Raw genomic sequence first — 12,397 nt, 5'->3', positions numbered from 1 at the left:
TCTATCTTTCATCACAATATGCTTCAAATAAGTTTTGTAATTGAGTGATGACATCCATGACATCATGACCTTCGATTTGGTGACGTTCTATCATCTCAGTAATTTCACCATTTTTTATTAACGCAAATGATGGACTAGATGGCGCATAACCTTTAAAATAATCTCTTGCTTGTTGCGTTGCCTCTTTATCTTGCCCAGCAAAAACTGTAACAAGTCTATCTGGTAATACATCATAATGTAAGGCATGTGTTGCTGCTGGTCTTGCGATGCCACCTGCGCAACCACAAACTGAATTCACCATAACGAGTGAAGTCCCATCTTGATTTAATACTTTATCTACTTCTTCTGCAGTTGTTAATTGCTCATATCCAGCCTCTTCTATTTCATTTCTAGCTTGGCTTACTACGTCATTCATATATAAATCAAAATTTAAATCCATTTTCAAATCACCTTTCATTATCAATTTATTAACTTCATTCTACTAATATCTAAACAATAGTTCAACATGTGCGTTCAATGTGTAAGGCATGACAAACTCCATGGAAACGTTAAAGACATTGAAATAAATACTTAAAATATAAAATAAAAGAAGTAAACTAGAAACCAAAATGAACACTTTTGATTTCAAAGGCTTACTTCTTTTTAATGACATCTTTAACAAATACTTATGACAAAGCAATGTCAGAGCTGCATCATGGTATAAAATTGTTAGCCGGTAACTGGTACCAAAATACATTTATATCAAGCGTTTTGATGTTTAGCTGAGAGGACGAAATGGTATTCCACACAAACATAATATAAATATGAAATACATCGCTCTAATTTTAAAAACATTGAGCATTTGATAAATAATGCAATAACAATCTTAGTATATACTTGTATTTTCAATAGAGTATTGCTCAATTCTTGTTTTTACAAAGTTCATAAATCTTCCTGCTTGTAAGCCATCTAAAATACGGTGATCAATCGAAATACATAAATTAACCATATGTCTAATTGCTATCATATCCTCAATGACTACGGGTTTTTTAACAATAGACTCAATTTGTAAAATAGCTGCTTCAGGGTGGTTAATGATGCCCATCGATGACACTGAACCAAATGTTCCGGTGTTATTCACTGTGAATGTGCCACCTTGCATATCTTCTGTTCTTAACTTTTTGTTACGTGCTTTTTGAGCTAAATCATTTATTTCTCTCGCTATACCTTTAAGTGATTTTTCATCCGCATTTTGAATAACTGGTACATATAGTTTCTCTTCATCAGCTACGGCAATTGATATATTAACATCTTTATGCATCACTATTTCAGAGTCTTGCCAGCTACTATTTAGAAGCGGATATGCTTTTAGCCCTTCAGCTACAGCTTTAACAAAGAATGCAAAATAAGTTAAGTTGTAACCTTCGTTTTCTTTGAAACTGTTTTTATGGTAATCTCTCGTTTTAACAAGATTCGTAGCGTCAGCTTCGACCATCATCCATGCATGTGGAATTTCATTGACACTGTGCACCATATTTTCTGCTATTTGCTTACGTACACCATTAACTGGTATAGCTGAACCTGGAGAAGGTTCATTATATTGAACTTGCTTACTTACTTTAGGAGAATCTTTAGGTGCAATGATTTCAGAACCTATTTTATGAGTTCCTTCTTTAATGACATTTTCAATATCTTTTTTAGTTACTCTACCTTCAAAGCCAGTACCCGTAACTTGGGAAAGATCTATTTGGTGTTCAGAAGCCAGTTTAAATACTACAGGTGAAAACCTACCGTTATTTTTAGGTTCGCTTTCTGATAAACTTGTATTATTATGCGCTTGACCCTTTGTATTTTTATCATTTTGTGTTGATTTCACTTCAGTTTCAGTTTTTGGGTGGGTCTGATCGCTATCGTTCGATACTGTTTCTTCTGTCTCTAAGTAGCAAATAACTTCTCCAACTTCAACAGTAGTACCTTCTTCAACAATGATTTCGCGAACTGTCCCTGCATAAGAAGAAGGTACTTCAGCTGTTACTTTATCAGTAATCACTTCACAAAGAGGATCATATTCCTCGATTTTATCGCCTACAGAAACCAGCCATTGTTCTATTGTTCCTTCATGTACACTTTCGCCGAGTTTAGGCATTTTAATTTCCATGATTGTGCCTCCTTAAAATTCTGCGAGTTCACGCATTTTCGTTTTTATTTTTTCTGGATTCATCATAAACTCATCTTCAAGCGTCGGCGCAAACGGCATTGATGGCACATCAGGTCCAGCTAATCTCATGATAGGCGCGTCGAGGTCAAATAAACAGTTTTCGGAAATAATAGCAGCAACTTCAGAAATAACGCTACCTTCTAGGTTGTCTTCAGTGACTAATAATATTTTCCCTGTCATTTTTGCTCTTTCAATGATTGTTTTTTTATCTAAAGGATATACCGTACGTAAATCAACTACCTCTACATTAATACCTTCTTCTTCTAACATATCAGCAGCCTGTATACAGTAATTTACACATAGACCATATGTAAATACTGTAATATCCTCACCTTCACGTTTTACATCCGCTTTACCAATCGGCACAGTATAGTATGAATCTGGCACTTCTTCTTTTAATAAGCGGTAAGCTTTTTTATGTTCAAAATATAAAACGGGATCGTTAGACTCAATAGATGAGAGCAGTAACCCTTTTGCATCGTATGGCGAAGAAGGGATAACAATAGATAAACCTGGCGTAGATGAAAAAATAGACTCCACACTTTGTGAATGGTATAACGCTCCATGTATACCCCCGCCAAAAGGAGCACGGATTGTTATAGGACAATGCCAATCATTATTTGAACGGTATCTCATTTTTGCCGCTTCACTCATAATTTGGTTTGTAGCAGGTAAAATGTATTCTGCAAATTGTATTTCAGCAACTGGTCGTTTTCCCATCATTGCTGCACCGATGCCAGTCCCTACAATATTAGATTCGGCTAAGGGCGTGTCTAATACACGTGCGATGCCATATTTTTCCTGTAATCCCAACGTTACACCGAAGACGCCTCCTTTTTTACCAACATCTTCTCCTAATACAAATACGTTGTCATCTTTTTCCATTGCTTGATCTAAGCCTTGTTGGATAGCTTCTAAATAAGATATTTTAGCCATTATTTAAGCTCCCTTCTTCGTAAACATGTGTATAAGTTTCTTCTGGTGATGGATAAGGTGCTTTTTCAGCTTCTTTTGTCGCTTGATTTATAATCTCTTTATGTTCTTTCTCTACTTCCTCTAACCATTGTTCATCGATAATGTCTTCTTCTAATAGAAATGCTTTAAATTTAAGGTTACAATCTAATGATTTTAACGCGTCTCGTTCTTCTTGTGGACGATATGTATCGTCATCATCAGACGAATGTGCTGTCATCCTTGTACACATCGCTTCAATTAAAGTTGAGCCGCCACCGTTTAATGCACGCTCACGCGCTTCTTTCATTATTTTGTAAACAGCAATCGGATCGTTACCATCTACTTGCTCACCATGAATACCATATCCTAACGCACGATCTGATAATTTTTCTGCACCATATTGTAATGAATCAGGTACAGAAATAGCATATTTATTATTTTCTATGACACAAATAAAAGGTAATTTATGTACGCCGGCAAAGTTTAATCCTTCATGGAAATCGCCTTGGTTTGAACTACCTTCACCTACAGTTGTCATTGCGATGTTTTGTTTGTTATCCATTTTGAGTGCTAAAGCTGCACCGACCGCATGTAAAATTTGTGTTGCTACTGGTGAACCTTGAGATAAGATGCCTTTTTCTTTTTTACTAAAATGTGATGGCATTTGCTTTCCGCCAGAACTAATATCATCACGTTTACCAAAAGCGGCTAACATTGAATCTAGCGGAGTCATACCTAAATATGTTACTAGTGCGAGATCTCTATAATAGGGTGATGAAATATCTCCCTCTTGCATTGCAAAAGCCATTCCAATTTGTGTTGCTTCTTGTCCTTGACAACTTATAACAAATGGGATTTTCCCTGCACGGTTTAATAACCACATGCGTTCATCAATTTTTCGGCCTAAATCCATCCACTTATACATAGATTGTAGTTCAGATTTACTAAGACCTGCTGATTTATAATCAAACATTTTGAATCCTCCTTAATTAAACGTGAATTGATTTGTTTTCAACTTTTAATCCTAGTTCCATTAACACTTCTGAAAGTGAAGGATGTGCATGGGTTGTTAAACCTAATTCTAAAGTTGAACCATTCATAAATTGGAACAATGATATTTCATTAATAAGTTCGGTCACATGTGGTCCGATCATATTGAGGCCTAATACCGTATCATTTTCTTGATCAATCACGATTTCGCAAAAGCCATTTAGATTTTTGGTATTTTCAATTACTGCTTTCCCTATTGCTTTAAATGGCACTTTAACTGTTTTTGCTTTTATACCTTCATGAGTCGCTTCATTTTTATTTTTACCAATACTTGCAACTTCAGGCTGGGTGTAAACACATTTAGGCATTTTATTATAATCTATAGGTATTGGCGAAACATCAAACATATGCTCAATAGCTGTCAACCCTTCTTTTGAACCAACATGAGCTAATTGTAATTTACCTATACAATCACCAGCAGCATAAATATGTTTGTCTTTTGTTTGTTGATATTCATTAACAACAATGTGCTGTTTGTCGGTCAACTCAATTTTCGTATTGTTTAACCCGATATCTGTAGTGTTCGGTTTACGACCAATTGCGACTAATACTTTGTCATATACTTGAACATCTTCTCCGAGTATTAATTCAATATTATTTTCGTTTACTGAACACTGTGCTTCTGCTAATTGTGTATTTATGTAAAATGTCACGCCTCTATTTTCTAATTCATTTTGTAGAGACTTAGCCAATAGTTTGCTTTCAGTCGGTAAAATAGTTTCACCGGCTTCAATTACTGAAACCTGAACACCAAAATCTACCATGAGAGATGCAAACTCTAAACCAATAACCCCACCACCAATGATAGCAAGCGATTGTGGCAATTCGTCTAATTTTAATATATCGTCACTAGATAACACTAAGTCTCCATCAAATGGTAAAAATGGTAATGACATAGGTTTAGATCCAGTACAAATAAGTACATTGTTATTTGGTATTAACTCGGATTCTCCATCTTCGTATTCTACTGAAACTGTGCCGCTTTGTGGTGAAAAGATAGAAGGACCTAAAATGCGTCCAACGCCATTAAAAACATCTATTTTATTATGATCCATCAGTTGTTTAACGCCGCTAAACATTTGTTGAACCACTTCATTTTTACGTGCTTGGATTTGCGAAAAATTCAATTTGAAATTATCTATATCGACGCCAAATTCGCTTGAATTTGCTACTGTCCTCAACACATCAGCAGATTTCAAAAGCGCTTTTGTTGGTATACATCCTTTATGTAAGCATGTGCCTCCTAACATAGATTTTTCTACTAACGCCACTTTTTTACCTAGCTGAGACGCCCTGATCGCTGATACGTATCCAGCTGTTCCTCCACCTAAAATTACTAAATCATATTTTTCATCTGCCATGTTTTGACTCCTAACTATCATATTAGCCTTTTCTTAAAGCATCCTATTTATACAAGTTTATGTATGCTGTATTGATTAAAATTTAGTTTACCTGAAATGATATGATGATAACTAGAAATATAGTGTTTAAAATATACTAGCCAAACAAAATTTCAAACGGTAATCACATACTGTGTAAACTATATTGTTTCAAAGTTATTTATTTAAACATGCGAATGAAATCACCTTTAAATTTTAAAAGTGATTTGTTTGCAGTATCTTTACTTTAAAATCATTAAAAAACGATACACACTTGAATTTATGATTACTAGAAGAAACCAATACTTTTAATCGATTACCATGTTATAAGATTATCGACAATGATTACAATAAGAATTCAATTAATAGAAAAACTCAGCACCTATTAATTAGAATAATATAAAATTTAAACTCGAAATTGATCTATTAACTAATATCCTTTACTATTTTACATCAAATTTTGCCATTATAAAATTAATAACCTTAATATTAGTGTAATAATTCAAATAAATTTAGTAGTTGAATTTAATTTTGTGCTCTCAAAGCAAGTAATAAAGAATCCAATTTATTTTGTTTGTTCTCAGTTCTTGATGTGAATACGATTGGGAATTTTGCACCAAGTAATAAACTTGCTACACTGGCATTACTAAAATAAACCAATGATTTAGACAATACACTACCAACATCAGTATTTGAGACAATCAACGCATCAACATCTCCAGCAATATTAGATTTAATGTTCTTTTGAATTGCATTCTTTTTGCTAATTGCATTATCAAAAAGAATGGGGCCATCAATATTTAAATAGTCGTTTGCTTCCCTATTAAAAATGTGTTTAATTTTTTCAGCATCCACTGAGGATTGAATCTTTTTATGAGGGGATTCCACTGAAGATAATAAACCAATGTTAAAGTGGGTGTACCCTATTTTTTTGCTAAAATGAACTAAATTATTAATAATTTGTTTTTTCTCTTCTATGGTAGGTGAAATATTGTAAGCTACGTCACTAACCATTAATGTTTTATGATAATTTGGTACATTGAAACATACGAGGTGATTTAAAAAGCCATAATTATCTATAAAGTTTTTATTACTCAATATAAATGATAAGAGTGAAGAAGCTTTCATATTGCCTTTCATTAAAACTGAAATTTTTCCACGAGATAAATCTTCTGAACATTGTTTCAATAATTGATAATCACTTGAAAACGTAAAAGTATGAATTCTATTTAAAATTTGTGACTCTAAGTTAAAAGAACGTATGATTTCAGTAGTATCTTGTGTATCGTAGATGTAGATATCAATATCAGTCATCATTAACGCCTTTACTAAAACAGCAATCATTTTCTCGTCATTTGCATATAAAACAGCTACATTTCCAGTTAATGTGTTTGACGGTTCAATTAAATGTTGGTACTGCATAAAATCGACACCCTTCACTGATTATTTGTCTTACTCAGTCTTTTCCCTAAAATAACAAAATAAAAGCGATATCTTATTTATGATTTATGGTTTTGCTCAATCATTTCTTTAGCATTTTGTCTAGTGAGTTTAGTCACGCTTGCTCCAGAAATCATTCTTGCTACTTCATCGATTCGTTCTTCTCCTGTCAATTCTTGGACTTGTGTTGTCGTCCTATCTGCACTTGTATTTTTACTAATAAACAAATGATGATCGCTCATAGAAGCAACTTGGGGTAGATGAGAAATACATATGACTTGAATATGTTTAGCTAACCCTTTCATTTTTTCAGCCATTTTTTGTGCGGCTTGGCCAGAGACGCCAGAATCAACCTCATCGAATAATATTGCTGTTTGTCCTCTTGTTTTAACAAAAATTGTTTTTAATGCAAGCATAATTCTAGAAAGTTCTCCACCAGAGGCAATTTTATTTAAACTTTTTAATGGTTCACCTTTATTTGGACTGATTAAAAATTCAACAAGCTCTATACCTTCTCGATTTGGCACATCTAATGTTTTGAATGAGATTTCTAAATTAGCATCTTTCATTTGAAGATTCTGGATTTCGTCTACTATATGATTACGCAATGATTGTGCAACCTTTCGTCTTTCTTTTGATAGTTTTTCGCCTAATTCGATAACATTATGGTATAAATCATCGATTTCTTGGCGTAATTGCGCAGTACTTTCTTCGTAATTTTCTATTTTATTAATTTCATCTGCCATTTTGTCTTGATAAATGATGAGCTCATTAATGTCTTTACCATATTTACGTTTTAAACTATTTAATAAATTCATCCTAGATTCTAACTCATTTAAATATTGTTCATCAAATTCTGTGTTGGTTAAATCGTCATATAATTGGTGTTTAGCGTCTTCAAGCGTATAATAAAACTGGTCTACGTCCTCTTTCAAACGATCATATTTATCAGGTAGTATCTCGCTAATAGATTGCAATTGATTACTTAATTCATACAAACGATCTGTAATTGCATGTTCATCAGTTAATGTAACATGTGCATTATTTAATGCTAAACTCAAACTTTCTGAGTTTTGGATACGTTTGATATCAATTTCAAGTTGTGTTACTTCATCTTCAAGTAAATTTGCTTCTTGCAATTCTTCGTATTGAAATTTTAATAAGTCCAAACGTTGTAATAAAGCTTGATCAGCTGATTCTAAATCCTCTAATTCTTTTTTCTTAGCTTTATACTTATCATAAGTTACCACATACTTATCGAGTAAATCTTTATATGTATTTTCTGCATAATTGTCTAATAATTGTAGATGATATTTTTGTTTTAATAATGTTTGCGTTTCATGTTGGCCATGTATATCTAACAATTCTTGCATAATTTTACGTAAGTCTTGTAAAGTAACTGTTTGGTTATTGACTCTACAAATACTTTTACCAGAGCTGAAAATTTCTCTTTTGACTAATAAAAAGTCTTCATCTACATCAATAGATAAATCATGAAGAATCGAGATGGCTTCTTTGCTATCATCGATATCAAAGATTCCTTCAATGATTGCTTTTTTCTCTCCATGTCTAACAAAATTGGATGAAGCACGCATGCCGATTAATTGTCCAATTGCATCTATAATAATGGATTTACCGGCGCCTGTTTCACCACTTAAAACAGTCAGACCTTGCCCAAATTGTATTTCTAATTCATCAATAATTGCGAATTGTTTAATAGATAAGGTTTGTAGCATGTATTAATCACTTCCTTAAACTTATAATAAATTAAAGATACGCGTTTTAATCTTTTCACTGGCAGATTCATCACGACATATGATTAAACAAGTATCGTCACCACAGATTGTACCTAAGACTTCGTCCCAATCTATTTGATCTAAAATAGCTCCGATAGATTGTGCATTACCTGGTAATGTTTTAAGTACAAGTAAATTACTAGTCCCATCAATATTCACAAAAGAATCCATCAAATAACGGCCAAGTTTTTCTAAGGGATGATATTTTCTATCATTTGGCAAGCTATAAACATATTGTCCTGACGGTGTGGGGACTTTGATTAATTGTAATTCCTTGATATCTCTTGAAACCGTCGCTTGTGTTACGTTTAATTCGTATTCATTTAAACGTTTTACTAATTCATCTTGTGTTTCTATTTTTTCATTTGAGATAATTTCTCTTATTTTTATATGTCTTACTGATTTTTTAGCCATGTATAGCACCTCTATAAACGAATATTTATACAATGATTTTAACACATGGAAGATGATACTACTACTAAAGTTAATTTTATAAAATCGCAACGCCATATTGATATACCGAGTGATAAGCAATTATTAATAGTTTATAATTGTGGCAAATTCATCATTTTTGAAAGTACTAAGTATAGTGGTATCTGTCAAATTATGAATATTTATTTATATGTTTATAAATTTCAAAGTATAAACAACCTTTTATACATAGAGGATTGTTGTTAGCATTGGTTGACTTACCCTTTGAAGGTATCGCAAAGTAAAGTTGGCCATTATATTGCTAGCATTACCAACGAGTATAATAGTTTGTGTTCAACAAAAATGAGTGGCCGAGACGTTATTAATGTCTCGGCCACAAAATGTATTATAAGTAATAGATAGTGCTGTAAAAATAAAAATGTGCTTACACATGCGTTTGACCTAATGTAGCCTTTTAATCTTAAACTTTTCTAAAGTTAAATTTCTTAAAACAAAGTTTTAGTTCTTAACTTTTTTCTAGCCAACAAAAGCATGTATAATGGAACAGAAAAATTTTTGAAAATGCGAGTACTGTTCCAATCACAAATTCTAATGAGTTAATTAGGTTCTAATCCCTGGCCCTATCTATGATTTGTTTTTCTTTTGGTTGTTATGTTTTAAACTAAAGTAAAAATGACGCGCTTATGAAATATTTAAGATTCTCTATTATTGAACAATTCTATAACGTATTCAAGGTTACGTGTATCATATTGTTTTGGTAAATGTTCTAAACATTCATACGCAGATTTAGTATGTGATTGTAACTTTTCTTCAGCACCACTTTGACCTAATAATGATACATAGGTACTTTTATCATTTTCGATATCACTGCCTGTGGCTTTTCCTAATTTTGTTTCATCGCCATATACATCTAATAAATCATCTTTGATTTGGAACATTAAACCAAGGTGTTCACTATATGTTTCTAATAAATCGGCAACATTTTGTTCAGGTTCAGATATATCTACTGCTGCCATTACAGCAAATTTTAATAACGCCCCTGTTTTGGCATGGTGAATGTGCTCTAAAGTATTTAGGTCAATAGCAGAGCCTTCGCTTTGCATATCTAGTGTTTGTCCACCAACCATACCTAAATGGCCGCTGGCAAAAGATAAACGTTTAATAAGGTTCATTTTCACACTATCTTTGAGATTTGCATCGTTGACAATAACATCAAAAGCTTTAGTAAGTAATGCATCCCCAGCTAGAATGGCTTTCCATTCTCCATAAACTTTATGATTTGTAAGTTTACCTCTACGATAATCATCATTATCCATTGGTGGCAAATCATCATGAATCAATGAATAAGTATGAATCATTTCTAAACTGAGTGCAGATGTATAACCAAGTTTATAATCCGTTGATAGCATATCCAATGTTAATAATAGTAAAACCGGTCTAATGCGTTTACCTCCGGCTTCTAATGAGTATCGCATGCTGTCTTCTAAATCTGTACCCAGTGAGGAATGAGGAATCGTTTGTCCTAATAGTTGATTGATTTCTTTGATTAATTGATTCATTTTATTATTCGTCATTATCTTCTACCTTATCCGTTTCTTGAACGTTATCAGTACTTTCTTCTGACATTAGTTCATTCACTTTTTTTTCAGCATTTTTTAATGTTTCATCACAACTAGCAGATAAGGTCATACCGCGTTGATATAAATTCAAAGACTCTTCTAATGAAACATTTTCACTGTCTAATTTTTGAACTATATTTTCTAATTCTTTCATCATTTCTTCAAAACTTTGCGTGTTATTGGTCATCATTACACCTTACTTTCTTAACTTGTGCATCAACAATGCCGTCTTTCATTGTTAACACAATGTTATCATTTTCAACCAAATCATTAGTGCTCGTTATCACTTTGTCTTCCTTGTTTACAATAGTGTAACCACGTAACATTGTATTTGTTGGACTCAGATTATTTAAGCTTTCTAGTTTGGCAGTTAAATTGTTTTTTTGTTTTGTAATATAATGATTCATTAATTTATTAAGTTCCATTTGTTTTTGAGAAATCGTTGTTTGTTCTCTGTGGATACTTTGCTTAAAGTATTTTAAGTTAAAGTTCTGTTTCATTAACTGTAATTGTTGGTTATGCTGATTGATTTTGAAATTTATATTTAAATTAAGCTGTTTCTCTAAATCATCACGCTTTTGAATTTGTTGATCATATAACAGAGTTGGTGTTTTAAATTTGTAGTAAGAAGCAACATGTTCTAAATGCTTTCTTTGCTGTTGTATATGTTGGTTAATAAACCTTGTAAGCGAAAGCTTGAGTTGTTGGAGATATTGTCTAAGTTCATATTGATCTGGCGTAGCCATAACAGCGGCTTGAGTAGGCGTTGCTGCACGCACATCTGCCACAAAATCACTTAATGTAAAATCTGTTTCATGACCTACTGCTGAGATAATAGGCGTCTCACAAGCATAAATTGCTTTTACCACATCTTCTTCGTTAAAATTCCATAAATCTTCAATAGAACCGCCACCACGTCCGATTATAATTGTATCTACATTTAATTCATCAGCTTGCTTTATTTTTTCAATTATATCGTTTTTAGCCTGTTCCCCTTGTACTAAGGTGTTAATTTGAATTTGTTCTGCTAAAGGGTAGCGACTATTGATTGTAGTATGAATATCACGTATCGCAGCCCCTGTACCGGCAGTTAATACTGCGATTTTTTGGGGGAACTTAGGTATTAACTTTTTATGGTTTGAATCAAAATAGCCATCTTTAGTTAATTTCTTTTTTAATTGTTCTAATTTTTGATATAAATTACCAATTCCATCAATATGCATTTTATTGACATAAATCTGGTAATTACCACGTCTTTCATACACAGAAACGCGTGCCTCTAATAATACTTCGTCCCCTTCTTTTGGTTCGAAATCTATTTTTGAGGCATTACCTTTGAACATCATCGCGCTAATAACGCTATTTTTATCTTTAACATTAAAATAAAGGTGACCACTACTGTGCTTTTTAAAGTTAGAAAGCTCACCTTTAAGTAGTACAGTTTGTAAATGTGGGTCTTGGTCAAATTTATATTTGATATATTTTGTTAAAGCCGAAACACTTAAATAATCTGACATATTATATCACTCT

General features: G+C 32.7%; 11 protein-coding genes. All 11 read right to left on the bottom strand.

The annotated features are described in order from the left end of the window. Window position 1: 1 nt before the first annotated feature. The gene (brxB, locus tag KA894_RS02220) at window positions 2-439 is read right to left on the bottom strand and encodes a bacilliredoxin BrxB (RefSeq protein WP_096809582.1); all 438 of its coding nucleotides are present in this window, start codon (window positions 437-439) and stop codon (window positions 2-4) included. Between the two features lie 426 nt (window positions 440-865). Then, complete coding sequence (locus KA894_RS02215; protein ID WP_096809579.1) at window positions 866-2,137, bottom strand: dihydrolipoamide acetyltransferase family protein; 1,272 nt, start codon at window positions 2,135-2,137, stop codon at window positions 866-868. A gap of 12 nt (window positions 2,138-2,149) precedes the next feature. After that, window positions 2,150-3,133, bottom strand: a complete 984-nt coding sequence (locus KA894_RS02210) for an alpha-ketoacid dehydrogenase subunit beta (RefSeq protein WP_103373552.1) — start codon at window positions 3,131-3,133, stop codon at window positions 2,150-2,152. Beyond that, complete coding sequence (locus KA894_RS02205; protein ID WP_096809574.1) at window positions 3,126-4,124, bottom strand: thiamine pyrophosphate-dependent dehydrogenase E1 component subunit alpha; 999 nt, start codon at window positions 4,122-4,124, stop codon at window positions 3,126-3,128. The genes KA894_RS02210 and KA894_RS02205 overlap by 8 nt, the downstream gene beginning before the upstream one ends. A gap of 16 nt (window positions 4,125-4,140) precedes the next feature. Next, window positions 4,141-5,562 (bottom strand): dihydrolipoyl dehydrogenase, encoded by a 1,422-nt coding sequence (lpdA, locus tag KA894_RS02200; RefSeq protein ID WP_210133681.1) that lies wholly within the window; start codon window positions 5,560-5,562, stop codon window positions 4,141-4,143. 543 nt (window positions 5,563-6,105) lie between these two features. Then, window positions 6,106-7,002 carry a phosphate acyltransferase gene (locus KA894_RS02195; RefSeq protein ID WP_103373628.1) on the bottom strand — a complete coding sequence of 299 codons (897 nt, stop codon included), beginning with the start codon at window positions 7,000-7,002 and terminating at the stop codon, window positions 6,106-6,108. A 77-nt stretch (window positions 7,003-7,079) separates the two neighbouring features. Then, window positions 7,080-8,756, bottom strand: coding sequence for a DNA repair protein RecN (recN, locus tag KA894_RS02190; protein ID WP_096809569.1), 1,677 nt, complete (start codon window positions 8,754-8,756; stop codon window positions 7,080-7,082). Window positions 8,757-8,777: 21 nt separating this feature from the next. Then, window positions 8,778-9,230: a transcriptional regulator AhrC/ArgR gene (gene ahrC / locus KA894_RS02185; RefSeq protein ID WP_096809565.1), complete on the bottom strand. Its 453-nt coding sequence runs from the start codon at window positions 9,228-9,230 to the stop codon at window positions 8,778-8,780. Window positions 9,231-9,940: 710 nt separating this feature from the next. Continuing rightward, a complete protein-coding gene (locus tag KA894_RS02180; RefSeq protein WP_096809562.1) occupies window positions 9,941-10,822 on the bottom strand; it encodes a polyprenyl synthetase family protein in 882 nt (293 codons plus the stop codon). Continuing rightward, window positions 10,812-11,054, bottom strand: coding sequence for an exodeoxyribonuclease VII small subunit (locus KA894_RS02175; protein ID WP_229719009.1), 243 nt, complete (start codon window positions 11,052-11,054; stop codon window positions 10,812-10,814). The genes KA894_RS02180 and KA894_RS02175 overlap by 11 nt, the downstream gene beginning before the upstream one ends. Then, window positions 11,044-12,384: an exodeoxyribonuclease VII large subunit gene (gene xseA, locus KA894_RS02170; RefSeq protein ID WP_096809556.1), complete on the bottom strand. Its 1,341-nt coding sequence runs from the start codon at window positions 12,382-12,384 to the stop codon at window positions 11,044-11,046. The genes KA894_RS02175 and xseA overlap by 11 nt, the downstream gene beginning before the upstream one ends. Between the last annotated feature and the right edge of the window lie 13 nt (window positions 12,385-12,397).

Origin of the sequence: Staphylococcus sp. GDY8P131P, from assembly GCF_017891975.1 — a bacterium.
In the GTDB taxonomy this organism is placed as follows: domain Bacteria; phylum Bacillota; class Bacilli; order Staphylococcales; family Staphylococcaceae; genus Staphylococcus; species Staphylococcus nepalensis.
The sequence above is the reverse complement of the archived record's forward strand: the minus strand, read 5'-3'. Positions and strand labels throughout refer to the sequence as shown.

Excerpts from the sequence above, each read along its gene's own strand:
- brxB (WP_096809582.1), bottom strand. The coding sequence starts at position 439 with ATGGATTTAAATTTTGATTTATATATGAATGACGTAGTAAGCCAAGCT.
- xseA (WP_096809556.1), bottom strand. The coding sequence starts at position 12,384 with ATGTCAGATTATTTAAGTGTTTCGGCTTTAACAAAATATATCAAATAT.
- KA894_RS02205 (WP_096809574.1), bottom strand. The coding sequence starts at position 4,124 with ATGTTTGATTATAAATCAGCAGGTCTTAGTAAATCTGAACTACAATCT.
- KA894_RS02195 (WP_103373628.1), bottom strand. The coding sequence starts at position 7,002 with ATGCAGTACCAACATTTAATTGAACCGTCAAACACATTAACTGGAAAT.
- lpdA (WP_210133681.1), bottom strand. The coding sequence starts at position 5,562 with ATGGCAGATGAAAAATATGATTTAGTAATTTTAGGTGGAGGAACAGCT.
- KA894_RS02215 (WP_096809579.1), bottom strand. The coding sequence starts at position 2,137 with ATGGAAATTAAAATGCCTAAACTCGGCGAAAGTGTACATGAAGGAACA.
- ahrC (WP_096809565.1), bottom strand. The coding sequence starts at position 9,230 with ATGGCTAAAAAATCAGTAAGACATATAAAAATAAGAGAAATTATCTCA.
- KA894_RS02180 (WP_096809562.1), bottom strand. The coding sequence starts at position 10,822 with ATGACGAATAATAAAATGAATCAATTAATCAAAGAAATCAATCAACTA.
- KA894_RS02210 (WP_103373552.1), bottom strand. The coding sequence starts at position 3,133 with ATGGCTAAAATATCTTATTTAGAAGCTATCCAACAAGGCTTAGATCAA.
- recN (WP_096809569.1), bottom strand. The coding sequence starts at position 8,756 with ATGCTACAAACCTTATCTATTAAACAATTCGCAATTATTGATGAATTA.
- KA894_RS02175 (WP_229719009.1), bottom strand. The coding sequence starts at position 11,054 with ATGACCAATAACACGCAAAGTTTTGAAGAAATGATGAAAGAATTAGAA.